The 24,298-nt window shown below is 59.2% G+C and carries 19 protein-coding genes; 11 read left to right on the forward strand and 8 right to left on the reverse strand.

The genetic code is table 11. From position 1 onward, the window contains the following. Positions 1 to 186: 186 nt before the first annotated feature. The 5 genes from LAB08_RS03375 to LAB08_RS03395 form a co-directional block, all read right to left on the reverse strand. A complete protein-coding gene (locus LAB08_RS03375) occupies positions 187 to 2,997 on the reverse strand; it encodes an FAD-binding and (Fe-S)-binding domain-containing protein (protein WP_096513529.1) in 2,811 nt (936 codons plus the stop codon). Continuing rightward, positions 2,994 to 3,665 (reverse strand): LutC/YkgG family protein, encoded by a 672-nt coding sequence (locus LAB08_RS03380; protein ID WP_096513528.1) that lies wholly within the window; start codon positions 3,663 to 3,665, stop codon positions 2,994 to 2,996. The genes LAB08_RS03375 and LAB08_RS03380 overlap by 4 nt, the downstream gene beginning before the upstream one ends. Further along, positions 3,665 to 5,119 carry a LutB/LldF family L-lactate oxidation iron-sulfur protein gene (locus tag LAB08_RS03385; RefSeq protein WP_096513527.1) on the reverse strand — a complete coding sequence of 485 codons (1,455 nt, stop codon included), beginning with the start codon at positions 5,117 to 5,119 and terminating at the stop codon, positions 3,665 to 3,667. Before LAB08_RS03385 ends, LAB08_RS03380 begins: the two co-directional genes overlap by 1 nt. Beyond that, complete coding sequence (locus LAB08_RS03390) at positions 5,116 to 5,940, reverse strand: (Fe-S)-binding protein (RefSeq protein ID WP_096513526.1); 825 nt, start codon at positions 5,938 to 5,940, stop codon at positions 5,116 to 5,118. The genes LAB08_RS03385 and LAB08_RS03390 overlap by 4 nt, the downstream gene beginning before the upstream one ends. 145 nt (positions 5,941 to 6,085) lie before the next feature. Continuing rightward, positions 6,086 to 7,780 carry a lactate permease LctP family transporter gene (locus LAB08_RS03395; RefSeq protein WP_096513525.1) on the reverse strand — a complete coding sequence of 565 codons (1,695 nt, stop codon included), beginning with the start codon at positions 7,778 to 7,780 and terminating at the stop codon, positions 6,086 to 6,088. 262 nt (positions 7,781 to 8,042) lie between these two features. Between LAB08_RS03395 and LAB08_RS03400 the strand changes: the two genes are divergently transcribed. Then, positions 8,043 to 8,810: a GntR family transcriptional regulator gene (locus tag LAB08_RS03400; RefSeq protein WP_096513524.1), complete on the forward strand. Its 768-nt coding sequence runs from the start codon at positions 8,043 to 8,045 to the stop codon at positions 8,808 to 8,810. A 100-nt stretch (positions 8,811 to 8,910) separates the two neighbouring features. On the opposite strand, the gene smpB is transcribed toward LAB08_RS03400, so the two are convergent. Beyond that, positions 8,911 to 9,393 (reverse strand): SsrA-binding protein SmpB, encoded by a 483-nt coding sequence (smpB, locus tag LAB08_RS03405; RefSeq protein ID WP_018929470.1) that lies wholly within the window; start codon positions 9,391 to 9,393, stop codon positions 8,911 to 8,913. A gap of 118 nt (positions 9,394 to 9,511) precedes the next feature. Here smpB and LAB08_RS03410 point away from each other — a divergent pair, with 118 nt between their 5' ends. Genes LAB08_RS03410 through LAB08_RS03420 form a run of 3 tightly spaced genes read left to right on the forward strand, consistent with a single transcriptional unit; the run spans position 9,512 to position 11,658 of the window. Then, positions 9,512 to 10,915 (forward strand): sodium-dependent transporter, encoded by a 1,404-nt coding sequence (locus LAB08_RS03410; protein WP_096513523.1) that lies wholly within the window; start codon positions 9,512 to 9,514, stop codon positions 10,913 to 10,915. 7 nt (positions 10,916 to 10,922) lie between these two features. Further along, a complete protein-coding gene (locus LAB08_RS03415; protein WP_096513522.1) occupies positions 10,923 to 11,357 on the forward strand; it encodes a type II toxin-antitoxin system RatA family toxin in 435 nt (144 codons plus the stop codon). After that, positions 11,350 to 11,658: an RnfH family protein gene (locus tag LAB08_RS03420; protein WP_096513521.1), complete on the forward strand. Its 309-nt coding sequence runs from the start codon at positions 11,350 to 11,352 to the stop codon at positions 11,656 to 11,658. Before LAB08_RS03415 ends, LAB08_RS03420 begins: the two co-directional genes overlap by 8 nt. A gap of 60 nt (positions 11,659 to 11,718) precedes the next feature. Here LAB08_RS03420 and LAB08_RS03425 read toward each other — a convergent pair whose 3' ends face one another. Beyond that, entirely contained in the window at positions 11,719 to 12,246 is a 528-nt protein-coding gene (locus LAB08_RS03425; protein ID WP_096513520.1) for an outer membrane protein assembly factor BamE, read from the reverse strand. A gap of 97 nt (positions 12,247 to 12,343) precedes the next feature. Between LAB08_RS03425 and fur the strand changes: the two genes are divergently transcribed. Beyond that, positions 12,344 to 12,748 (forward strand): ferric iron uptake transcriptional regulator, encoded by a 405-nt coding sequence (gene fur, locus LAB08_RS03430; protein ID WP_003197684.1) that lies wholly within the window; start codon positions 12,344 to 12,346, stop codon positions 12,746 to 12,748. 76 nt (positions 12,749 to 12,824) lie between these two features. Here fur and recN read toward each other — a convergent pair whose 3' ends face one another. Further along, the gene (recN, locus tag LAB08_RS03435; RefSeq protein WP_096513519.1) at positions 12,825 to 14,498 is read right to left on the reverse strand and encodes a DNA repair protein RecN; all 1,674 of its coding nucleotides are present in this window, start codon (positions 14,496 to 14,498) and stop codon (positions 12,825 to 12,827) included. Between the two features lie 241 nt (positions 14,499 to 14,739). Here recN and grpE point away from each other — a divergent pair, with 241 nt between their 5' ends. From grpE to carB, 6 genes are all read left to right on the forward strand, one after another. After that, a complete protein-coding gene (grpE, locus tag LAB08_RS03440) occupies positions 14,740 to 15,306 on the forward strand; it encodes a nucleotide exchange factor GrpE (RefSeq protein WP_077046411.1) in 567 nt (188 codons plus the stop codon). Positions 15,307 to 15,408: 102 nt separating this feature from the next. Continuing rightward, entirely contained in the window at positions 15,409 to 17,325 is a 1,917-nt protein-coding gene (dnaK, locus tag LAB08_RS03445) for a molecular chaperone DnaK (RefSeq protein WP_096513518.1), read from the forward strand. A gap of 298 nt (positions 17,326 to 17,623) precedes the next feature. Beyond that, a complete protein-coding gene (gene dnaJ, locus LAB08_RS03450; RefSeq protein WP_007973132.1) occupies positions 17,624 to 18,748 on the forward strand; it encodes a molecular chaperone DnaJ in 1,125 nt (374 codons plus the stop codon). A 10-nt stretch (positions 18,749 to 18,758) separates the two neighbouring features. Then, entirely contained in the window at positions 18,759 to 19,562 is an 804-nt protein-coding gene (dapB, locus tag LAB08_RS03455; RefSeq protein ID WP_096513517.1) for a 4-hydroxy-tetrahydrodipicolinate reductase, read from the forward strand. A 259-nt stretch (positions 19,563 to 19,821) separates the two neighbouring features. Beyond that, positions 19,822 to 20,958, forward strand: coding sequence for a glutamine-hydrolyzing carbamoyl-phosphate synthase small subunit (carA, locus tag LAB08_RS03460; RefSeq protein WP_096513516.1), 1,137 nt, complete (start codon positions 19,822 to 19,824; stop codon positions 20,956 to 20,958). A gap of 118 nt (positions 20,959 to 21,076) precedes the next feature. After that, complete coding sequence (gene carB / locus LAB08_RS03465; RefSeq protein WP_096513515.1) at positions 21,077 to 24,298, forward strand: carbamoyl-phosphate synthase large subunit; 3,222 nt, start codon at positions 21,077 to 21,079, stop codon at positions 24,296 to 24,298.

The following is a 24,298-nucleotide window of genomic DNA, read 5'->3' on the forward strand; positions in this document are numbered from 1 at the left end:
TCCTTGAACTGAGTGGCCAGGCATCGCTGGCCATCAGGTCGGGCTGCCGAGTATTGGGAAAGGCCCGCATTGGCGGGACTTGATCGGTGGACTGCGGCGACACGTCAGGGTTCTGTTTTTCTGTGTTGATACCCGCAAGAAACTACTCAGCAGGCGCCTGAATGCGCCTTCCTTGAGGCCTTGTCATCAGGTCACCCTGGCCTGGGTAACGCGGTCCACCAGATAGACTAGCCCGTGGTAGTCGATTCCGCCGTGTTGTGTCAGGCCGATCTCACAAGTACGACTGGTGGATATTCCCTCGCTGCAATACTGCACCGCCTCCTTGAGTGTGCGCAGCGAATGGGCGTTCAACTGCGGCGTGGTGAAGCCCTTGTCGCCAGCGAAGCCGCAGCAGTGAATACCTTCCGGAATGACCACGTTTTTGCTGCACTTGCGCGCCAGGTCGATCAGCGCCTGGCTTTCCCCCAGGTGTTGGGTGCTGCAGGTCACGTGTACGGCGATCGGTGCCTCCTGAGGTGTGAACTCCAGGCGATCCATCAGGTGCGTGCGGATGAATCGCACCGGGTCGTACAGGTCGAGGCGGGTTTCTCCCAGGTCTTGAATCAGGCGCAGGGTGCACGGGCTGGTGTCGCAGTAGATGGGGTCGAGGCCCCCTCGGCTGGCGTGGAGCAATGCGCCGATCAGCTCCTGGCGTTTGTGCTCGGCCTGTTCCGCGTAGCCCTTGGAGGCGAACGGCTGGCCGCAGCAAAGATTGTCCAGATTGTCCGGAAAGACTACTTGGTAACCGGCTTTTTCCAGCAGTCCGCGAGTTTTGTCGTACAGCGACATTTGTTCCTTGTCGCCGGCAGCCGGGCCCATGGCGCGTGAAACGCACGCGGCCAGGTATACCACTCGCGGTCGCTCGTCCGTCACGGGCGGGCTGAAGCGGATCGCCCGCTCAGGCTGCGGCATGGCGTTGGTCCACTGCGGGATTTGCCCTTTGGACAGTCGGGTCGCGGCAGCGGAAAGCGTTGTCAGCCGCGGTGCCCCCAGCAACATCCGGGCACCGTTTGCCACATGCAGGGTCAGTCGCGCGCCTTGCAGCGCCGTAGCGAAATTTCCTTCGATCCAGTTGGCGGTTTTCGTATGGGTTGCGTGCTGGCCGCGAAGTTTTTTCACCAGCTCGCCGGTGTTAATTCCTACCGGGCAGCGTTGCGCACAAAGACCCGTCGCGGCACAGGTTTCGATGCCCTGGTACTCGTAGGCGGCTTCAAGTTCCCGGGTATCGACCCCGGCGCGTTTTTTCGCCTGGATGTCCCGCCAGATCACGATGCGCTGGCGCGGGCTCAGGGTCAGGCCTTTCGATGGGCAGACCGGCTCGCAGAAGCCGCACTCGATGCACTTATCCACAATCTCGTCGGCGGCCGGCAAAGGTTTGAGGTGCTTGAGGTGGATCTGTGGATCCTCGCTGAGGACCACGTCCGGGTTGAGGATGCCGTTGGGATCGAGCAGGCGTTTGAGTTGCCACATCAATTGGTAGGCGTCGCTGCCCCATTCCAGTTCGACGAAAGGCGCCATGTTGCGCCCCGTACCGTGTTCAGCCTTGAGCGAACCGCCAAACTCCACGGCCACCAACTGTGCCACGTCGTCCATGAACGCCTGGTAGCGTGCGATTTCTTCCGCGCTGTTGAAGCCTTGGGTGAAGACGAAATGCAGATTGCCTTCCAGGGCGTGTCCGAAAAGAATCGCTTCGTCATAGTGATGTTTGTCGAACAACTCGATCAGGCGATTCACGCCGATGGCCAGTTGTTCCACCGGGAAGGTCACGTCCTCGATGATCACCGTGGTACCGGTCTTGCGCACTGCGCCGACGGCGGGGAAGGTGTCCTTGCGGATCGCCCAGAGGCGGGCGTTTTCCGTTGGGTCTTCGGTGAAGTCGACTTGTTTCTCCACCGGGAACGAAGCCAGTGACGCCATGATCTGCGCCAGTTGTTCCTGTAGCAACGTAGACGATGCCGCGCGGGATTCGATCAGCAAGGCGCAGGCATTGTTCGACAGGTGCTGTACGAAAGCGGGCATTCCGGGTTTGTTCTGCACCGAGCGCAAGCTGCGGCGGTCCAGCAGTTCCACGGCTGACACCGGCTGGCTTTTCAGCACGGTGACTGCATTGCAGCAAGTTTCCACGTTCGGGAAGACGATCAGCGCCGAGGCCTTGTTCGGATGGTCGATCACCGTGTCGTAGGTCACTGCGCTGATGAAGCCGAGGGTGCCTTCGGAGCCCACCAGCAAGTGGCTCAAGATATCCACAGGCTCGTCGTAATCCACCAGGGCGTTGAGTGACAGGCCGGTGGTATTTTTCAGACGGTACTTGTGGCGAATTTTTGCAGCGAGTTCGGTGTTGGCGCGTGTTTCGCGACCCAGCGTCGCAAGACGTTCCAGCAGCGATGCATGGCTTTGCCGAAACGCAGAGACACTGGCGGCATCTTCGGTATCGAGACGGCTGCCATCGGCCAGTACCAGACGAATCCCGGCCAGGGTGTGATAGGTGTTTTGCGCGGTGCCGCAGCACATGCCGCTGGCATTGTTGGCGACGATGCCGCCGATTTTGCAGGCGTTGATCGATGCCGGGTCCGGGCCGATCTTGCGCCCGAACGGTGCCAGCCAGGCATTGGCTTGGGCGCCGATCACGCCAGGTTGCAGACGGATTTGCATGCCCTGGCCTCGGATCTCGCGACCGTTCCAGTTATCCCCAAGGACGATCAACACCGAATCGCTGATGGCCTGGCCGGACAGGCTGGTGCCAGCGGCGCGGAAGGTCACCGGAACCTGATCGCGTTGCGCCAGTTGCAGCAGCGCCACCACTTCATCTTCGGACTCGACACGGATCACCAGTTGCGGAATCAGGCGATAGAAACTGGCGTCGGTCCCGAACGCCAAAGTCGACAACGGGTCGTCGAAGCGACGTTCCCGGGGGATCAGTTGCTGCGCATCGCGCAAGAAAGCGGCCGGTAGACTCATTGGTCCTCCAGGATCAACACCACCAAATCCTTCGGACCATGGGCGCCGTAGGCCAGCACCTGCTCGATGTCGGCAGTCTTCGACGGACCGGACACCAGCAAAGCGTTGGTCGGCATGCCCTGGGCCCATTCGTATTCCTGCTGCACCTGATAGAAGTTATCGCGGATTTCGCTGGCCTTGAGCAAAGCGAAATGCACCGGTGGCGCCAGGCTCATCAAGCGCGGTTCTTCACGTGTTGGCCAGAGAATCAGGCTACCGGTCGCCGCGATTGCGCCCAGGGTAGAGGTCAGGCTGGCCGGGGTGTCATTGAACAGCTCGGCTTTCCATTCTTCTACCGGACGGTCGTAGGCCTTGAGTGTCGGCAGGTTCGGATTTTTCGCCCAGTGCCGAGTGACGCATTGACCGTGAGGTGTCGTCGGTGCGATCAACAGGCTCGGCAGCTGACGATCCAGCAGCAGTTTCGCCAGCAAGGCCGGCCAGTCTTCACCCGAAGTCAGATGGATTTCCGTGTGCACCGCTTCCATCAGTTTGCGCAGTTGCGGGATGCGTTGTTCCGCCGTGTAGCTATAGGGCGTGGTTACCAAATCGACATCGAAGTTGTCGGCCACGGGTGTAGTGCCTGTCAGACTTTTACGCAATTTGCCTAGGATATTTTGCTTGGCGCTCATCAACGATCTCCCTGTTTGGCCAGATGCTCGCGAGCCATGTCATGCAGTGAGCGGGCGGCGGGTTTCGGCGCGCTGTGGTTCTGTGTCCATGGGCCGACATTACTTGGCGTGAGTGCGCGCAGGCGCGTGGCGAAGAAACCGAACAGGCGATACAGCGTCGGTGAGCTGTTGAGCCTGGCCCAGGCATTCCAGATGAACCGTTCCTTGCGCGAGTACTTGCTGCCCTGGCCGCGCATCGCTTGATGCGGGCTATCGGGTGCCTTGACGTTCTCTTCGCGCAGACGCCGCAGCAGGGAAGGGATCGGAATCTTGACCGGGCACACTTCGCCGCAGGCACCGCACAGCGAAGAGGCGCTTGGGTGGTCAGGGACTTTCGCCAGGCCGACCATGTGCGGGGTGATGATTTTTCCGATAGGGCCGGGGTAGACCTCGCCGTAGGCATGGCCACCGATTCGGGTGTAGACCGGGCAATGATTCATACAGGCGCCGCAGCGGATGCAGTTCAGGGTCTGGCGCAACTCGCTGTCGGCAAACGCCTGGCTGCGACCGTTGTCCAGCAGCACCAGATGCACTTCTTGCGGGCCGTCGAGTTCATGTTCCTTGCGCGGGCCGGAGATCATGTTGACGTAGGTGGTGATCGGGATGCCCAGGGCCGAACGGGTCAGCAACGACAACAGCGGAACCACGTCGCGCAGGTTTTCCACGACTTTTTCGATACCGGTGACGGCAATGTGCACCGGTGGCACTGTGGTCGTCATGCGACCGTTGCCTTCGTTTTCCACCAGCAGCAGGGTGCCGGTTTCGGCCACGGCGAAGTTGACGCCGGAGACGCCGATGTCCGCTTCGAAAAATTTCTGCCGCAGGACCCTGCGACCGATCTGAATGAGTTGGTCAACGTCCTTGGTGTATTCCACGCCAAGTTTGTCGTGGAACAAGGACGCGACCTGGCCGGCGTTCTTGTGGATCGCCGGCATAATGATGTGTGAAGGCTTCTCGTGGTCGAGCTGGACGATGTACTCGCCCATGTCCGATTCCAGGCATTCAATGCCCTGTTCAGCGAGGACATGGTTCATCTCCATCTCTTCGCTGACCATCGATTTGCCCTTGATCACTTGCCGCCCCTCGTGAGCGCGGATGATCGAGAGGACGATGCCATTGGCTTCGTCCACCGTTTCCGCCCAGTGCACTGTCACACCGTTGCGGGTCAGGTTCTGTTCCAGTTGCTCAAGCAGGTCGGGCAACTTCGATAACGCACGGGCGCGGACAGCATTGCCCAGTGCTCGCAGATGTTCTCTTTCATGGGCATCGCTGAAAGCCGTTGCCCGTTTTGTCATCAGTGAATCCATCGCCTTGCGAAAGTTGTTTCGCAATTGCGCATCACCCAGCGCCTCGTGAGCTCGGGTGCGAAAATCTTCTTCTACGGCGACCGTAGGAATAATCGCGGAAGCGTTCATTGTGCGCCTCCGGTTCTTTCCCAGAGAAAGCTGGCCAGGTGTTGGCCGCGCAACGCTTCCTTCTGTTTCTCCAGCGAACCGTTGATGTTCATCAGGCAACCGCAGTCGGCACTCAGTACCTTGTGCGCGCCGGACTCCTTCAACGATCGGGTCTTGTCAGCCACCATCGCCCCGGAAATGTCCGGCATACGGACGCTGAATGTCCCACCGAAGCCACAGCACTCACTTTCGTGATCGTGATTGACCCGTTCCACATTGCTCAGCTGCGACAACAGCTCGCGCCCGTGCAGGTGGGTGTTCATTTCACGGCGTGCCGAACACGACGTGTGCAACGCCACTTTCACCGGTTCCCCGCTGTCCTTGAGCTGCACCTTGCAGACAAACAGCAAGAACTCGGCGAGTTCATAGGTCCTGGCAGCCAGTGCTTGAACCTGTTTCAACGTGTGCGGCTCGTCCTTGAACAAATCGGCATAGTGCTCGCGCAACATGCCGGCGCAGGAACCGGAGGGCACCACCACCGGATAATCCCCGGCGAACAGCGCCAGTTGCGAGCGCGCGACGGTCCTGGCCTGTTCGGTGTAACCCGAGGTGTAGGCCGGTTGTCCGCAGCAGCTTTGCCCTTGCGGGTACTCGACACGGATGCCTTCGCGCTCCAGCAAGTGGATCGCATCCATTCCGGCTTCCGGGTAGAACAAATCCACTACGCAGGTCCCGAACAGGTACACCCGTTGCGGTTTCTCGCTGGGGTATTGCCGAGGCTCGGGCAGTGGCGGGGCGACGCGGGTCGCATTCGGCACGGCGTTGTAAAAAAGCTCGCTCATCAGGCGTGTCTCTCGGCCGGTTGTCCGTCCGTTGAGGCTGCTGACTATAGCGATGCACGCTTTCAGCAGCCTTACAGACCAGGTGTGAATTGCTGACGCCGAAGTGGTGGTCCGGCGTCGGTTTTTTTCAGATTGGCTGTAGGACTCAGTGCACCAGCATGCCGGTGAACCAGTAGGCCTGAGCCAGGGTGATCAGGCCGACGATGGTGGCGAAGAACAGGCTGTGCTTGAGCGTGAAGCGGAACAGATCCGATTCCTTGCCCACCAGGCCGGTCGCGGCGCAGGCCACGGCGATCGATTGTGGCGAGATCATCTTGCCGGTCACCCCGCCGCTGGTATTCGCCGCCACCAGCAAGGTGTCATTGACACCGATCTGGTGCGCAGTGGTCGCTTGCAACGAGCTGAACAGCGCATTGGACGAGGTATCAGAGCCGGTCAGGAACACGCCCAGCCAACCGAGGAACGGCGAGAAGAACGGGAAAGCTGCGCCGGTGGCTGCCAACACCAGGGCCATGGTCGAGGACATGCCCGAGTAGTTGGTGACGAAGGCGAAGGCCAGCACCATGCCGATGGACAGAATCGGCCAGCGCAGTTCGTAGAAGGTTTCTTTTAAAGTGGTCAGACCAGTTTTGATGTTGATCTTCAGGATCAGCATCGAGATTAGCGCCGAGAAGAAAATCGCCGTACCGGTCGCGGAAATCGGATCAAGCTTGAACACCGCCGGAATGGCAGTCGGTGCGGCAACAATCGGCGCCACCTTGATCACCATCTGGTCCAGATGCGGTATGGCGAAGTTGAACACCCAGCTGTACATCGAACCGCCGGCGGCAAACATCGCCTTGAATGGTTTCAGGGTCCAGATAGTGACCAGCACGGTGAGGATCAGGAACGGCGACCAGGCCTTGAAAATTTCCCCCAGGCTGTAGGGCGAAGCCACGGTGCTGCGCTTCTGGCCGAAGCCACCGGCGCTGGCACTCACGACGGAAGCGGAGACGGCACCGACGATGTGTTGGCCGGCGGCACGTTTCGGCTGCCAGATTTTCAGGAACAGCGTCAGGGAAACCAGGCTGACGAGGGCCGACGTGATGTCAGGCAGTTCCGGGCCAATGAAGTTCGAGGTGAAGTACTGGGTCACGGCAAAGCTCAAGCCGGCCACCAGTGCGGCGGGCCATGTCTCGCGGACGCCACGCAGGCCATCCATCATGAACACCAGCCAGAACGGTACGAATAGCGACAGCAGCGGCAGCTGGCGGCCGGCCATGGCGCCGATCTTGAACGCGTCGATACCGGTCACCTGCCCGGCCACGATGATCGGAATGCCCAGGGCGCCGAACGCGACGGGGGCCGTGTTCGCGATCAGGCACAAGCCGGCGGCGTACAGCGGGTTGAAGCCCAGCCCTACCAGCAGTGCGGCGGTAATCGCCACCGGCGCACCGAAGCCGGCTGCACCTTCGAGGAAGGCGCCGAAGCAAAAGCCGATCAGCAGCACTTGCAGGCGCTGGTCGTCGGTAATCGACAGCACTGAGCTGCGGATCACTTCGAACTGGCCACTCTTGACCGTCAGCTTGTAGAGGAACACGGCCGCCACGATGATCCAGGCAATCGGCCACAAGCCATAGGCGAAGCCATATCCGGCGGCAGCGAATGCCATGTCCACCGGCATCTGGAAGGCAAAGATTGCCACCAAAATCGACAAGGCCAGTGTGATGCTGCCGGCCACGTGCCCTTTCAGGCGGAACACGGCCAGGGCCAGAAAGAAAAACACGATGGGAATGACGGCTGCGAGCGCGGATAAACCGAGGCTGCCGAGAGGGCTGTAGAGCTGTTGCCAGGTTTGCATATGGGGTGGCCCCTAATTGTTGTTGGTCAGGCACTGATCAGCGTTCTTGGATAATTGGTAATACCAATTTACAATCGCTGTTGGCTAGGGTAAAAGCCTTGTAGGCGGTGTGTCAATTTGCCGCCCTAAAACTTTTGTCGAATGCGTGATCCATTGGAGCATCCGGGGCGCACGGGTAATTGCTTACCGACAGGTGCCGACGCGCGGCGAATGGGCCAGAATAGAGCCCCGGCGAGCCGTCGGGTCGTGGAGAAATCGAGTTATGGGCTTTGATCAGATTCGTCAGCGCCGTTTGTCTGACGATATTGTCGAGCAGCTGGAGGGCATGATCCTCGAGGGCACGCTGAAGGCGGGTGAACGCCTGCCGGCGGAGCGGGCATTGGCCGAGCAGTTCGGTGTATCGCGTCCTTCGTTGCGCGAAGCGATTCAGAAACTGGTTGCCAAGGGTTTGCTGGTCAGTCGCCAGGGCGGCGGTAATTATGTGGTGGAATCGCTGGGCACGACCTTCAGCGATCCACTGCTGCAATTGCTGGAAAGCAATCCCGAGGCCCAGCGTGATCTGCTGGAATTTCGGCACACGCTGGAAGCGTCCTGCGCTTATTACGCTGCATTGCGCGCCACGGATGTTGATCGCGAGCGACTGACCGCGGCGTTCAACGAATTGCAGGACTGTTACTCACGGCACGATGAAGTCAGTCGGGCGGAAGAGGGCGCGGCGGATGCGAAATTCCATCTGGCGATTGCCGAAGCCAGTCACAACGCGGTGCTGCTGCACACCATCCGTGGCTTGTTCGACCTGCTCAAGCGCAATGTGGTGACCAACATTGGCGGCATGTACAAGCAGCGCACTGAAACCCGCGACATGCTGATCACGCAGCACCGGGAATTGTATCTGGCGATTATCGAGGGCCGGGCGGAGGAGGCGCGGGAAGTCTCCAGCCGTCACATCCTGTATGTGCAGGAAGTGCTGGAAGAGGTGCGTCAGGAAGTGCAGCGCATGGCCCGGGCGGAGCGGCGCAAGGGGATGTAGTCAGTTTGAGTTGCGTTGAAGCATTCGCGGCAAGCCTCGCTCCTACAGACGGGCGCGTCTGTGGGAGCGAGGCTTGCCCGCGAAGAGGTAAGAAGAGACGTTAGTCCTCTTTGCCCTTGTTCCGCACCGCACGCTGCAACTCGCGGCCGGCGTCGCGTTCGCGCTCGGTATCTCGCTTGTCGTATTCCTTCTTGCCCTTGCCCAGAGCGATCTCGCACTTGACCATGTGCTTGCTCCAGTACCAGGACAGGCAGACGCAGGCGTAACCCTTCTGCTGTACGGCGGCGGCCAGCTTTTCCAGCTCGCGTCGGTTGAGCAGCAATTTTCGGGTGCGGGTCGGATCGGCAATGACGTGGGTACTGGCCGTCGTCAGCGGCGTGATGTGGCTGCCGAGCAGCCAGGCTTCGCCGTCCTTGAGCAGTACATAACTGTCAACCAGTTGCAGCTTGCTTGCCCGCAAACTCTTTACTTCCCAGCCGGCCAGGACCAGACCAGCCTCGAACCGATGCTCGATGAAGTAATCGTGTCGCGCCTTTTTATTTTGCGCGATGGTCCCTGTGGGGTGTTTCTTCTGTTTAGCCATAGGGGCGGCATTATAGGGAGTTGCAAGCGAGTCGGCTACGGTGATGCTGCGTGCTTGAGCAGGTTGATTGAATCCCGGACAATGCGCGCTCTTTTTTGAACGCTTGGTCGTAATATCGATGTCGACAGACAAGGTTTCTGTCCACGGCAGTTGGGCTAGCCGCTGGGTTTTCATACTCGCCGCGACCGGTTCGGCCGTGGGGCTGGGCAGCATCTGGAAGTTCCCTTATATGGTCGGCGTCTATGGCGGCGGCGCTTTTGTGCTGATGTTTCTGGCGTGTATCGCACTGATCGGCATTCCGGTCATGTTGGCGGAAACCTTGATCGGTCGGCGTGCCAGGCAAAGTCCGGCCAACGCCTTGAAAGTGTTGGCGCTGGAAGCCGGACATTCGGCCAAATGGTCCTGGGGCGCCTTTGCCGGGATGATCACGGCGTTACTGATCCTGTCTTTCTACAGTGTGGTCGGCGGCTGGTCGCTCGATTACATCATCGATATGGGGCGTGGCGACTTCCAGGGTGCGACACCGGAGCAGGTGGGGGCGTACTTTGGCAGTGTCATTGCCGACCCGTGGCGCCTGACACTTTGGCACACGATTTTCATGCTGCTGTCGGCGGTTGTGATCGCCAAGGGTGTGGTCGCCGGGCTTGAGCGCAGCCTGCGAGTCATGATGCCGATGCTGTTCGTGATGGTGATTGTGTTGCTGGGCTACAGCATGACCACCGGATATTTCATGGAGGGCGTGCATTTCATGTTCGACTTCCATCCGGAAAAAGTCCTCGACGGCTTATTGCCGGCCATGGGGCACGCGTTCTTTTCCCTGAGCGTGGGCGTGGGGTCGATCATGATCTACGGTGCCTACATGCCGAAGAACTCGTCGATTTCCGGGACCATCGTCGGTGTGGCGCTGCTCGATACTTTTGTTTCCCTGGTGGCCGGCCTGGCATTGTTTCCGATTGTGTTCGCTGCGGGTCTGAACCCGAGCGAAGGGCCTGGGCTGATGTTTGTGAGCCTGCCGTTTGCCTTCGGTAACGTAGCATTCGGTCAGTTGATGGGCGTAGTGTTCTTCGTGCTGGTAGCGATTGCAGCCTGGAGTTCGGCGATCTCGCTGCTCGAGCCGATGGTGGCTTACCTGGTCGAGCGGACAAAAATCAGGCGCGCCTGGGTGACCTTCTGGCTGGCATTTACCTGTTGGTTTGTTGGTCTGGGCACGGTGTTTTCCTTCAATATCTGGAAGCAGGCCAGGTTTTTCGTGAGCGAAGGCGGCTTGTTCCACCTCTATCAATGGGGTGCTACGGGCGGGTTGGATTTCTTCGGTGTGATCGATTTCTTTACTTCGCGGATCATGTTGCCACTCGGTGGTTTGTGTTTCGTGGTGTTTGCGGGCTGGGTGATGAGGCGGGAAGCGGTGCACGACGAACTGTCGATCCGTCATCCTGCGTTGTTCGCCCTGTCTTTGTTCTTGATGCGCTATGTGGCGCCCATCGGCATTCTTGTAGTGTTTGCCGCCCAGCTGTGGAAGTGACGCTGACATGACGACACACATTTCACGTTCGGCCTTGCTGCCGTATCCGGCACAAGCCCTGTATGACCTGGTCAACGACGTGGCGCGATACCCGGAGTTTCTGCCGTGGTGTTCTACCGCCGAAGTGCTGGAAAGCTCGCCCGAGCATATGCGTGCCAGCGTTGGCGTGGCCAAGGGCGGACTCAGCCAGCATTTCGTGACGCGCAATACCCTGGTTCCAGGGAAGTCGATCGAGATGAACCTTGAGGAAGGCCCATTCACTCAACTGCATGGCAATTGGGTATTCAAGGCATTGACCGACAAGGCCTGCAAGATCAGCCTGGACCTTTCGTTCGATTATGCCGGGCCTATTGTTCGCGCGACCTTGGGACCGTTGTTCAATCAGGCGGCCAATACGCTGGTGGATGCATTCTGCCAGCGGGCCAAGCAAATATATGGCTGAGGCCGTGATCGAGGTCGAGGTGGTCTATGCCGCCGTTGATCGTCAGGTGCTTTTATCGGTGCAAGTAACGCCAGGATCAAGCGTTCGGGCGGTATTGCTTCAATCCGGTATTGGCAAAGCATTTCCTGAGCTGGATTTGGCGGTGTGTCCCGTGGGGGTCTTCGGCAAGGTGATCGCCGATCCGGACAGTCGCGCTGTTCAGGCGGGGGATCGTATCGAGGTCTACCGGCCGTTGCTGGCGGATCCGAAGGAAGTTCGTCGGCTACGTGCGGCCAAGGCTGCTGAGGCTCGGAATCAGTGAGTCGAGTAAACGCCGGATAATAAAAAACCCGGACATGCCGGGTTTTTATTGAGTCGCAAATTATTGCGGCTTGGTATCCAATGGTTCTGGTGTCGGGACTGGAACAGTTTCTACACCGTCCACTTCCTTCTGGATCTGATCCAGCAGCGAACCCGGTTTCACTGGTTTTTCCGGTTTTGGCTGCTCGGCCTTTTCAGCCGGCGCGGTGACGTTAGTGCCGCTGTCCTTGCCGAGGATAGCCTCGTCGCGGCTCACGCCGGGCATGAAATCACCGGAGAGGCTGACAAGTTGATCATTTGGGTTGAAGATAACGCTGATGCGTTCCTGTTGGCGTTCACCGCCCCCCGGTTGCAGGCTGTACAGGTAATCCCAGCGATCGGCATGGAACGTGTCGGTCAACAGAGGGTTGCCCATGATAAACCGTACTTGCTTGCGGGTCATTCCCGGGCGTAACTGGTCTATCATGTCCTGCGTGACGACATTGCCCTGCTGGATGTCGATTTTGTAAACCCCGGGGAATGAACAACCGGCGAGTGCGAGCAGTCCCACAAAGGTGAAACTGGTTAGCAAGAGCTTGGTGTTTTGCATCGGTGGGCGACTTCCACTATCTTGGCTGGGACAACGTAAACGCCGATCATACCCGCATTAAGAGAAGCTGCGAAGCAGCATCGCGAGAAAGCTGACCATGGTTGAAAATAGCGAACTACGCAAAGCCGGCCTCAAAGTGACCCTGCCACGGGTCAAAATTCTGCAAATGCTCGATTCCGCCGAGCAACGCCACATGAGTGCCGAGGATGTCTACAAGGCACTGATGGAGGCTGGCGAGGACGTCGGTCTGGCCACGGTTTACCGTGTACTGACTCAGTTCGAGGCAGCTGGCCTTGTGGTGCGGCACAACTTCGACGGAGGCCATGCGGTCTTCGAGCTGGACGACGGCAAGCATCACGACCATATGGTCAACGTCGAGACCAGTGAAGTGATCGAATTCTTCGACGAAGAAATCGAGCGCCTGCAGAAAGCAATCGTCGACAAGTATGGCTTCGAGATGGTTGATCACAATCTGGTGCTGTACGTACGCAAGAAAAAGTAAGCATGTCGCGCGAACACAAGGTTCGCGAAACGAACGAAGGCGACCCCAAGGTCGCCTTCGTGCTTTCTGCCCTACCTCAAGCTTTTGCGGCTACTACCATTTTTTTGGCGTGAGCCAGGGATTCCTTGGTCAGATCGATGCCGCCCAGCATTCGAGCCACCTCTTCGACGCGATCGTTCCTGCTCAATTTGGAAACCGCAGTTCGGGTGGCATCCTCACCTCGTACTTTGTGCACAAATAGATGTTGATGACCTTGCGCCGCTACTTGTGGCAAGTGGGTTACGGTCAGTACCTGCCCTCGCTCACCAAGTCTGCGCAGCAACTGGCCGACGATCTCTGCGGTCGGACCGCCAATGCCCACGTCCACTTCGTCGAACACCAGGGTTGGTACGCGAGAGGTTTGTGCGGTGATCACCTGGATAGCCAGGCTGATCCGCGACAGCTCACCACCCGATGCAACTTTCGCCAGGGCTTTGAGCGGTTGCCCCGGGTTGGCGCTGACCAGCAGTTCTACTTGCTCGAGCCCGTTAGGCAGCAGTTCGTCGCCGCTGTTGGGGCGCAGTTCGATGGTGAAGCGACCGCCGGGCATGCCCAGGCGCTGGATTTCCTGTTCCACGGCGCTGGCCAGGCTGCTCGAGGCCTGGTGACGCAAGTCGCTTAGCTCGCGGGCCTTTTCCTGATAGTGGCGGGCATAGGAAGACAGCTCATCGCTCAGCCGCTCGATGGATTCATCATTGGCATTCAGGGTTTCGATTTCATCCAGCAGCTTTTGCTGCATCTCGGCGACTTCGGTCGGCTGGATGCGGTGTTTGCGCGCCAGGGTGTAGATCGAATCGAGACGTTCCTCCAGATATTGAAGGCGCGACGGGTCGGCGTCGAAGTTGTCGAGGAAGCGATTCAACTCGCCGACGGCTTCTTCCACCTGGATCTGCGCGCTGGTCAGCAGGCTACTGGCCTCGCCCAGTGCGCCGATCGAGTTGTTCACGCTCGACAGGCGGTTGAGGCTGGCGGTCAGCGCGTTGAGCACATTGCCGGAATCACTTTCGCTGCATTGCTCCACCACTTGCCGGCAGATACCCAGCAGTGTTTCGGCGTTGGTTAGGTTCTTGTGTTCCTGCTCGAGTTGTTCCAGTTCATTGTCGCCAAGACCCAGGTTTTCCAGTTCTTCCAGTTGATAGCTGAGCAATTGGTGGCGAGCGCGCTGCTCGTCGCCGGAATTGGAGAGCCGTTCCAGTTCCTGGCGCGTCTGGCGCCAGCGTTGGGCGGCCAGATGTACCTGGCGGGCAAGGTCCGTCGCGCCGGCATACTCGTCGAGCAGGCGGCGGTGGGTGTCGGTCTTGAGCAGGGATTGGTGTTCGTGCTGGCTGTGAATATCGATCAGCAGTTCGCCCAGTGCCTTGAGGTCGCCCAGCGGGCAGGGCGTGCCGTTGATGTAGCCGCGCGAGCGCCCTTCCGCCGTGATCACCCGGCGCAGGATGCACGGTCCATCGTTCTCGAGGTCGCGTTCCGCGAGCCAGGCACTGGCTTCCGGGATGTCGACCAGATCGAAGGTCGCCAGGATGTCGGCCTTGTCTGCGCCGGGACGGACAACGCCGCTATCGGCGCGATCACCAAGGGTAAGGCCCAGCGCGTCGAGCATGATCGACTTGCCGGCGCCGGTTTCTCCTGTGATCACGCTCATCCCGCGATCGAGTTCGAGATCGAGATGTTCAACGATGGCGTAGTTATGTACGGACAGGTGCACCAGCATAAAGGCCGCTCCCAGGCATTAGGTCTGGTTATTTATACAGTGTTTTGTTTCGGGCTGACAATGCCCCCCTTTAGCTCGATTCGCTTGATCCGACGAAATCCTTAGTGCGCCCTGGAATGACAATGCAGGTGTTTTTTGTAGGGTTAATGCGTGGACACCCCTTGAAGGTTGATTTTGCGGCCCCATATAGCTGGGCAGAAGCGCGAGTCAGGCTCGCGGACGATCTTGAAAGGAGAATTCTATGGCTGACGAACAGACAGTGGATACGCAAAACCCAGACGCCAACCAGGCGCCCGAGGCTTCGGGTGAAGACCTGGCGGCTCGTGTACAAGTGCTCGAAGAGCAACTGGCAGGCGCGCAGGATCAAGCTTTGCGTGTGGCCGCCGATCTGCAGAACGTCCGCCGTCGTGCCGAGCAGGATGTAGAAAAAGCTCACAAATTCGCGCTGGAAAAATTTGCTGGCGACTTGCTGCCGATCATCGACAGCCTGGAGCGTGGCCTGGAGTTGTCCAACCCGGATGACGAAAGCATCCGCCCAATGCGCGAGGGCATCGAGCTGACCCTGAAAATGTTCCAGGACACCCTGAAGCGTTATCAGCTGGAAGCGATCGATCCGCATGGCGAACCGTTCAACGCCGTCCTGCATCAGGCAATGGCCATGCAGGAAAGCGCCGACCTCGAGCCGAACAGCGTGCTCAAGGTGTTCCAAAAGGGCTATCAGCTCAATGGCCGCCTGCTGCGCCCGGCGATGGTCGTGGTCAGCAAAGCGCCTGCGCCAGTTTCGCCTTCCATTGATGAGCAGGCTTGAAATTAGCCGCAAGGCCCCCATTTAGAAGTCAAGCGTTTAAGTGCTACCGCAGTTAGCCACCACTGCTGCGGCAACCAAATCCAAAGTTTCGGGAGAGTGAACATGGGCAAAATTATCGGTATCGACCTGGGGACTACCAACTCCTGCGTCTCCGTGCTGGAAAACGGCAAGGCAAAAGTTATTGAAAACGCCGAAGGCGCGCGTACCACGCCGTCGATCATCGCTTACGCCAACGATGGCGAAATCCTGGTCGGCCAGTCCGCCAAGCGTCAGGCAGTAACCAATCCGCACAACACCCTGTACGCGGTGAAGCGTCTGATCGGTCGTCGTTTCGAAGAAGAAGTGGTACAGAAAGACATCCAGATGGTCCCTTACAAGATCGTCAAGGCTGACAACAACGACGCCTGGGTTGAAGTGAACGGCCAGAAAATGGCGCCGCCACAAATCTCGGCTGAAATCCTGAAGAAAATGAAGAAGACCGCCGAAGACTACCTCGGCGAGCCTGTGACCGAAGCGGTGATTACCGTTCCGGCCTACTTCAACGACAGCCAGCGTCAAGCCACTAAAGACGCCGGCCGCATCGCGGGCCTGGACGTAAAACGCATCATCAACGAACCAACCGCGGCCGCTCTGGCCTACGGTATGGACAAGGCCAAGGGCGACCACACCGTGATCGTTTACGACCTGGGTGGCGGTACTTTCGACGTTTCCGTGATCGAAATCGCTGAAGTCGACGGTGAGCACCAGTTCGAAGTGTTGGCCACCAACGGCGACACCTTCCTGGGTGGTGAAGACTTTGACATTCGTCTGATCGACTACCTCGTCGACGAGTTCAAGAAAGAAAGCGGCATGAACCTCAAGGGTGACCCGCTGGCAATGCAGCGCCTGAAAGAAGCCGCTGAAAAAGCCAAGATCGAGCTGTCGTCCGCTCAGTCGACCGACGTGAACCTGCCGTACATCACTGCAGATGCCACCGGTCCTAAGCACTTGAACGTGAAAATCTCCCGCGCCAAGCTGGAAGCGCTGGTAGAAGATCTGGTTCAACGCACCATCGAGCCATGCCGCATCGCGCTGAAAGACTCCGGTATCGACGTTGGTTCGATCAACGACGTGATCCTGGTTGGCGGTCAGACCCGTATGCCACTGGTTCAGAAGCTGGTGACCGAGTTCTTCGGTAAAGAAGCCCGTAAAGACGTGAACCCGGACGAAGCCGTTGCCATGGGTGCTGCGATTCAGGGCGCCGTTCTGGCCGGTGACGTGAAAGACGTTCTGCTGCTGGACGTCAGCCCGCTGACCCTGGGTATCGAAACCATGGGTGGCGTGATGACCGCGCTGATCGAGAAAAACACCACGATTCCTACCAAGAAATCGCAAGTGTTCTCGACTGCCGACGACAATCAGGGCGCCGTGACCATTCACGTGCTGCAAGGTGAGCGTAAGCAAGCGGCGCAGAACAAGTCCCTGGGCAAGTTCGACCTGGCCGAGATTCCACCAGCGCCACGTGGCGTGCCACAGATCGAAGTGACCTTCGACATCGACGCCAACGGCATCCTGCACGTAGGTGCGAAAGACAAAGCCACCGGCAAGACTCAGTCGATCGTGATCAAGGCCAACTCCGGTCTGTCCGACGAGGAAATCGAGCGCATGGTGCGTGATGCCGAGGCCAATGCCGAGGAAGACCGCAAGTTCGAAGAGCTGGCCGCTGCCCGTAACCAGGGTGATGCACTGGTTCACTCGACGCGCAAAATGGTCGCTGATGCTGGCGACAAGGTGAGCGCTGAAGAGAAGACTGCAATCGAAGCTGCCGTAGTTGCCCTGGAAGCCGCTGTAAAAGGCGACGACAAGGCCGCTATCGAAGCCAAGGTTGAAGAGCTGTCCAAGGTCTCCGCGCCAGTGGCTCAGAAGATGTACGCCGAACAGGCTCAGCCTGCTGAAGGCGCGGCACCGCACGACGACAAGGCGGAAAAGGCTGACGACGTTGTCGACGCCGAGTTCGAAGAAGTCAAAGACCACAAGTAAGTTGTTGGTCGGCCGGTTGACTGCCTTTGGGCGGTGACTGGTAGGATGTCGCCGCGCGGGAGCTTGCTCCCGCGTTGGCGTGTCTGGAACACGCGAATTTTTACAGCATGCGACAAGGTTCGGGTGCTGGTGGCATGGCCGGGAATGCTCCTGCTTTCCGAGCTGAAAGTGCCAGATTGAAACAAAGACCAGGATCGTTGAATTGACGTGAGTTGGGTCCGGGCCTGTATTGGGGCTCAACGAGTTTGGCGAAGCTCAGGAGAGGTTGGCCGAACGTCCTCAAGAGTGCAGAAGACATATGGCAAAGCGTGACTATTACGAAGTATTGGGTGTTGAGCGAGGCTCAAGCGAGGCGGACCTGAAAAAGGCCTACCGCCGCCTGGCGATGAAGCACCACCCGGACCGTAATCCCGATGACAAAGCGTCGGAAGAGATGTTCAAGGAGGCCAACGAGGCCTACGAAGTGCTGTCCGATTCCAGCAAGCGTGCGGCGTACGACCAGTACGGCCATGCTGGCGTCGACCCGAGCATGGGTGGCGGCGGTGCCGGTTTTGGTGGTCAGAACTTCTCTGACATCTTTGGCGATGTCTTCAGTGACTTCTTCGGTGGCGGTCGCGGTGGTTCCCGTGGTGGCGCGCAGCGCGGCAGCGATTTGCGCTACACCCTGGAGCTGGATCTGGAAGAGGCGGTGCGCGGTACGACCGTGAATATCCGTGTTCCGACACTGGTCAACTGCAAGCCATGTGATGGCTCGGGTGCCAAGAAAGGCTCCTCGCCGGTCACCTGCCCGACCTGTGGCGGTATCGGCCAGGTGCGCATGCAGCAAGGCTTCTTCTCGGTGCAGCAGACCTGCCCGCGCTGCCATGGTCAGGGCAAGATCATTTCCGATCCGTGCGATTCCTGCCACGGCGAAGGTCGTGTCGAAGAGTACAAGACCCTGTCGGTGAAAGTGCCGGCGGGCGTCGATACCGGTGACCGCATTCGCCTGTCTGGCGAAGGTGAGGCGGGTGCTCAGGGTGGGCCTACAGGCGACCTGTACGTGGTGATCAATGTGCGCGAGCACTCGATCTTCCAGCGTGACGGCAAGCACCTGTTCTGCGAAGTGCCGATCAGCTTTGTCGATGCGGCGCTGGGTGGCGAGCTGGAGATTCCGACCCTGGATGGTCGGGTCAAGCTGAAGATCCCTGAGGGCACTCAAACCGGCAAGCAGTTCCGCGTACGTGGCAAGGGTGTTGCGCCAGTGCGTGGCGGCGGTGCGGGTGACTTGATGTGCCGTGTAGCGGTTGAGACGCCGGTCAACCTGAGTCGTCGTCAACGCGAAATGCTGGAAGAGTTCCGCAGTTCGCTCGCGGACGACAACAGCCACTCACCGAAAACCACGGGCTGGTTCGAAGGCGTGAAGCGCTTCTTCGGCGATTTGTAAGGAGGCAGGCATGCGACGTATAGCTGTGATGGGCGCCGCCGGGCGCATGGGCAAAACCCTGATCGAAGCCGTGCATCAAGCACCGGGCGCGGGTCTGACGGCGGCGGTGGATCGTCCGGACAGCACGCTGGTCGGCGCTGATGCCGGTGAGCTGGCTGCGCTGGGTCGTATCGGTGTGCCATTGTCCGGTGACCTGGATCGTGTCGTTGACGAGTTCGATGTGTTGATCGACTTCACGCACCCGACGGTGACCCTGAAGAACCTCGCCTTCTGCCGCAAGCACGGCAAGGCGATGATCATTGGCACCACCGGTTTCAGTGTTGAAGAAAAGCAGTTGCTGGCCGAGGCGGGCAAAGATATCCCGATCGTCTTCGCGGCCAACTTCAGCGTGGGTGTAAACCTTTGTTTGAAGCTGCTCGACACGGCTGCTCGAGTGCTGGGTGATGATGTCGATATCGAGATCACTGAAGCTCACCATCGGCATAAAGTCGATGCGCCGTCGGGAACGGCGGTGCGTATGGGTGAAGTGATTGCCGATGCGCTGGGTCGTGACTTGAAGAAGGTGGCGGTTTACGGTCGTGAGGGCCAGACCGGTGCTCGTGAGCGCGAAACAATCGGTTTCGCCACTGTTCGCGCCGGTGACATCGTCGGGGATCACACTGTGCTGTTCGCCGCCGATGGCGAGCGTGTCGAGATCACTCACAAGGCATCCAGTCGCATGACCTTCGCCAAGGGCGCGGTACGTGCCGCGTTGTGGCTGGATGGGCGTGAGCCTGGCCTCTACGACATGCAAGACGTGCTCGACCTGCGTTAAGATGCGCCCGAAACCGGGCTCTAACCCAAGGTTTGAGCCCGGTTTTACTCCGCCAAGCGACGACCTGTCGCATTCTCCGGCCTTTCAGGCTCATTGGCGGTAGACCAAAAAAGCCTTTTTCTGTAAGCTACAGCTTTAGTGTGTCCACTAAAAGCGCGCAGAATAATTCAGTGAAGAAGCGGGGTGACGTGTCCATACGTCACTCCGCTTTTTTACAACCTGCGATCGCCCTTTCAGGCTTTATTTACGGGAGGTCTTCTTGACTAAGCCAGCCATACTCGCCCTTGCTGATGGCAGCATTTTTCGCGGCGAAGCCATTGGAGCCGACGGTCAGACCGTTGGTGAGGTGGTGTTCAACACCGCAATGACCGGCTATCAGGAAATCCTTACCGATCCTTCCTACGCCCAACAGATCGTTACCCTGACTTATCCGCACATCGGCAACACCGGTACCACGCCGGAAGACGCCGAATCGAACCGCGTCTGGTCTGCCGGCCTGGTCATTCGTGACCTGCCACTGGTGGCGAGCAACTGGCGTAACACGATGTCCTTGTCCGACTACCTGAAAGCCAACAATGTTGTGGCAATCGCCGGTATCGACACCCGCCGCCTGACGCGCATCCTGCGTGAAAAAGGTGCGCAAAACGGCTGCATCATGGCCGGTGACAACATTTCCGAAGAAGCCGCCATCGCCGCCGCCCAGGGTTTTCCTGGTCTCAAGGGCATGGACCTGGCGAAAGTCGTCAGCACCAAGGACACCTACGAGTGGCGCTCGACGGTCTGGGACCTGAAAACCGACAGCCACGCGACCATCGAAGCGTCCGAGCTGCCATATCACGTCGTGGCCTACGACTACGGCGTCAAGGTGAACATCTTGCGCATGCTGGTCGAGCGTGGTTGCCGCGTGACCGTGGTGCCTGCTCAAACCCCTGCGGCTGATGTGCTGGCACTGAATCCGGACGGCGTGTTCCTGTCCAATGGTCCTGGTGATCCGGAGCCTTGCGACTACGCGATCCAGGCGATCAAGGATGTGCTGGAAACCGAGATCCCGGTGTTCGGTATCTGCCTCGGTCACCAACTGCTCGCCCTGGCCTCCGGCGCCAAGACCCTGAAAATGGGCCACGGCCACCACGGTGCCAACCACCCGGTCCAGGACCTGGATACCGGCGTTGTGATGATCACCAGCCAGAACCACGGTTTTGCGGTTGACGAAGAGACCCTGCCAGCCAACGTCCGCGCGATCCACAAATCGCTGTTCGACGGCACCCTGCAAGGTATCGAGCGGACCGACAAGAGCGCCTTCAGCTTCCAGGGTCACCCGGAAGCCAGCCCTGGCCCGAACGACGTAGCGCCATTGTTTGATCGCTTCATCAATGAGATGGCCAAGCGACGCTGATCGCTCGCCCTGATGTAGCAAAGCTTGAGGGCGGTCCCGACACCGGCGGCCCCCTCAGGTCTTCAGAGATTGAACAAGACGGCTTGCCGACTGACCTGCGGATTTGAGTGACAAACCCATGCCAAAACGTACAGACATTAAAAGCATCCTGATTCTCGGCGCTGGCCCGATCGTGATCGGCCAGGCCTGCGAATTCGACTACTCCGGCGCCCAGGCCTGTAAAGCCCTGCGCGAAGAGGGTTATCGCGTCATCCTGGTGAACTCCAACCCGGCCACCATCATGACCGACCCGGCCATGGCCGACGCCACTTACATCGAGCCGATCAAATGGCAAACCGTTGCCAAGATCATCGAGAAAGAACGTCCGGACGCACTGCTGCCGACCATGGGCGGCCAGACCGCTCTGAACTGCGCCCTGGACCTGGAGCGCGAAGGCGTTCTGGAGAAGTTCGGCGTAGAAATGATCGGTGCCAACGCCGACACCATCGACAAGGCTGAAGACCGCTCGCGTTTCGACAAGGCCATGAAGTCCATCGGCTTGGCGTGCCCGCGTTCCGGTATCGCCCACAGCATGGAAGAGGCCAATGCGGTCCTCGAGAAGCTGGGCTTCCCGTGCATCATCCGTCCGTCCTTCACCATGGGCGGCACTGGTGGCGGTATCGCTTACAACCGTGAAGAGTTCGAAGAAATCTGCGCCCGTGGTCTGGACCTGTCGCCGACCAAAGAGCTGCTGATCGACGAATCGCTGATCGGCTGGAAAGAGTACGAGATGGAGGTTGTCCGTGATAAGAAGGACAACTGCATCATCGTCTGCTCCATCGAAAACTTCGACCCGATGGGCGTGCACACCGGTGACTCGATCACCGTGGCGCCGGCACAGACCCTGACCGACAAGGAATACCAGATCCTGCGTAACGCCTCCCTGGCGGTACTGCGCGAGATCGGCGTGGAAACCGGTGGTTCCAACGTCCAGTTCGGTATCTGCCCGAACACTGGCCGCATGGTTGTCATCGAGATGAACCCGCGCGTATCCCGTTCCTCCGCGCTGGCTTCGAAAGCCACCGGCTTCCCGATCGCCAAGGTCGCGGCCAAACTGGCTGTGGGTTACACCCTGGACGAACTGTCGAACGACATCACCGGCGGCAAGACCCCGGCGTCTTTCGAGCCGTCCATCGACTACGTCGTGACCAAGCTGCCACGTTTCGCCTTCGAGAAATTTGCCAAGGCTGACGCGCGCCTGACCACCCAAATGAAGTCGGTCGGTGAAGTCATGGCCATCGGCCGGACCTTCCAGGAATCCCTGCAGAAAGCCCTGCGCGGTCTGGAAGTCGGTGTTTGCGGCCTGGACGAGAAGGTTGATCTGAGCAACCCGGAAAGCATGAGCATCCTCAAGCGCGAGCTGACCGTGCCGGGCGCCGAGCGTATCTGGTACGTGGCGGATGCAATGCGCGCCGGCATGAGCGTTGAAGACATCTTCGGCATGACCATGATCGATCCTTGGTTCCTGGTGCAGATGGAAGATCTGATCAAGGACGAAGAGAAGGTCAAGACCCTGGGTCTGACCAGCATCAACCGTGACCTGATGTTTCGCCTCAAGCGCAAAGGCTTCTCCGATCAGCGTCTGGCCAAGCTGCTGGGCGTGACCGAGAAGAGCCTGCGTGCTCATCGCCACAAGCTGGAAGTGTTCCCGGTCTACAAGCGCGTCGATACCTGCGCGGCCGAGTTCGCTACCGACACCGCTTACCTGTACTCGACGTACGAAGAAGAGTGCGAAGCTGCACCATCGGGTCGCGACAAAATCATGATCCTGGGCGGCGGTCCGAACCGTATCGGTCAGGGCATCGAGTTCGACTACTGCTGCGTACACGCTGCACTGGCTCTGCGTGACGATGGTTACGAGACCATCATGGTCAACTGCAACCCGGAAACCGTCTCTACAGACTACGACACCTCCGATCGTCTGTACTTCGAGCCGGTAACCCTGGAAGACGTGCTGGAAATCGTCCGTGTAGAGAAGCCAAAAGGCGTGATCGTCCAGTACGGCGGCCAGACTCCGCTGAAACTGGCTCGCGCCCTGGAAGCCGCCGGCGTGCCGATCATCGGCACCAGCCCTGACGCCATTGACCGTGCCGAAGATCGCGAGCGCTTCCAGCAAATGGTCCAGCGCCTGAACCTGCGTCAGCCGCCAAACGCCACCGTACGCAGCGAAGACGAAGCGATTCGTGCCGCTGCCAAGATCGGTTATCCGCTGGTGGTGCGCCCGTCCTACGTGTTGGGCGGTCGTGCGATGGAAATCGTTTACGAAGAAGAAGAACTCAAGCGCTACCTGCGTGAAGCGGTTCAAGTGTCCAACGACAGCCCTGTGCTGCTGGACCACTTCCTCAATTGCGCCATCGAAATGGACGTGGATGCGGTCTGCGACGGCAAGGACGTGGTGATTGGCGCGATCATGCAGCACATCGAGCAGGCCGGCGTTCACTCCGGTGACTCCGCGTGCTCGCTGCCACCGTACTCGTTGCCTGCGCACATCCAGGACGAGATGCGCGAACAGGTCAAGAAAATGGCCCTGGAGCTGGGTGTGGTCGGCCTGATGAACGTACAGTTGGCCCTGCAAGGCGAAGACATCTACGTCATCGAAGTCAACCCGCGCGCTTCGCGTACCGTACCGTTCGTGTCCAAGTGCATCGGTGTTTCCCTGGCGATGATCGCAGCGCGCGTGATGGCCGGTAAAACCCTGAAAGAGCTGGGTTTCACCAAGGAAATCATCCCGAATTTCTACAGCGTGAAAGAAGCGGTGTTCCCGTTCGCCAAATTCCCTGGCGTTGACCCGATCCTCGGCCCAGAGATGAAGTCCACCGGTGAAGTGATGGGCGTGGGTGACACCTTCGGTGAAGCGTTCGCCAAGGCGCAAATGGGCGCCAGCGAAGTGCTGCCGACCGGTGGTACCGCGTTCATCAGCGTCCGTGACGACGACAAGCCACTGGTTGCAGGCGTGGCCCGTGATCTGATCAACTTGGGCTTTGAAGTGGTTGCCACTGCCGGTACTGCCAAGCTGATCGAAGCCGCAGGTCTGAAAGTGCGCCGCGTGAACAAGGTGACCGAGGGTCGTCCGCACGTGGTCGACATGATCAAGAATGATGAAGTCACTCTGATCATCAACACTACCGAAGGTCGCCAGTCGATCGCTGACTCCTATTCCATTCGTCGCAATGCCCTGCAGCACAAGATTTACTGCACCACCACCATTGCTGCTGGCGAAGCGATCTGCGAAGCACTGAAGTTCGGTCCCGAGAAGACCGTGCGCCGCTTGCAGGATCTACACGCAGGATTGAAGGCATGA

The sequence above is a fragment of the Pseudomonas izuensis genome (genome assembly GCF_002356535.2).
Taxonomy (GTDB): Bacteria; Pseudomonadota; Gammaproteobacteria; order Pseudomonadales; family Pseudomonadaceae; genus Aquipseudomonas; species Aquipseudomonas izuensis.

Bases quoted from the DNA above. Each gene is read 5' to 3' on its own strand.
- LAB08_RS03375 (WP_096513529.1), bottom strand. From the start codon at position 2,997: ATGAGTCTACCGGCCGCTTTCTTGCGCGATGCGCAGCAACTGATCCCC.
- LAB08_RS03380 (WP_096513528.1), bottom strand. From the start codon at position 3,665: ATGAGCGCCAAGCAAAATATCCTAGGCAAATTGCGTAAAAGTCTGACA.
- LAB08_RS03385 (WP_096513527.1), bottom strand. From the start codon at position 5,119: ATGAACGCTTCCGCGATTATTCCTACGGTCGCCGTAGAAGAAGATTTT.
- LAB08_RS03390 (WP_096513526.1), bottom strand. From the start codon at position 5,940: ATGAGCGAGCTTTTTTACAACGCCGTGCCGAATGCGACCCGCGTCGCC.
- LAB08_RS03395 (WP_096513525.1), bottom strand. From the start codon at position 7,780: ATGCAAACCTGGCAACAGCTCTACAGCCCTCTCGGCAGCCTCGGTTTA.
- LAB08_RS03400 (WP_096513524.1), top strand. From the start codon at position 8,043: ATGGGCTTTGATCAGATTCGTCAGCGCCGTTTGTCTGACGATATTGTC.
- smpB (WP_018929470.1), bottom strand. From the start codon at position 9,393: ATGGCTAAACAGAAGAAACACCCCACAGGGACCATCGCGCAAAATAAA.
- LAB08_RS03410 (WP_096513523.1), top strand. From the start codon at position 9,512: ATGTCGACAGACAAGGTTTCTGTCCACGGCAGTTGGGCTAGCCGCTGG.
- LAB08_RS03415 (WP_096513522.1), top strand. From the start codon at position 10,923: ATGACGACACACATTTCACGTTCGGCCTTGCTGCCGTATCCGGCACAA.
- LAB08_RS03420 (WP_096513521.1), top strand. From the start codon at position 11,350: ATGGCTGAGGCCGTGATCGAGGTCGAGGTGGTCTATGCCGCCGTTGAT.
- LAB08_RS03425 (WP_096513520.1), bottom strand. From the start codon at position 12,246: ATGCAAAACACCAAGCTCTTGCTAACCAGTTTCACCTTTGTGGGACTG.
- fur (WP_003197684.1), top strand. From the start codon at position 12,344: ATGGTTGAAAATAGCGAACTACGCAAAGCCGGCCTCAAAGTGACCCTG.
- recN (WP_096513519.1), bottom strand. From the start codon at position 14,498: ATGCTGGTGCACCTGTCCGTACATAACTACGCCATCGTTGAACATCTC.
- grpE (WP_077046411.1), top strand. From the start codon at position 14,740: ATGGCTGACGAACAGACAGTGGATACGCAAAACCCAGACGCCAACCAG.
- dnaK (WP_096513518.1), top strand. From the start codon at position 15,409: ATGGGCAAAATTATCGGTATCGACCTGGGGACTACCAACTCCTGCGTC.
- dnaJ (WP_007973132.1), top strand. From the start codon at position 17,624: ATGGCAAAGCGTGACTATTACGAAGTATTGGGTGTTGAGCGAGGCTCA.
- dapB (WP_096513517.1), top strand. From the start codon at position 18,759: ATGCGACGTATAGCTGTGATGGGCGCCGCCGGGCGCATGGGCAAAACC.
- carB (WP_096513515.1), top strand. From the start codon at position 21,077: ATGCCAAAACGTACAGACATTAAAAGCATCCTGATTCTCGGCGCTGGC.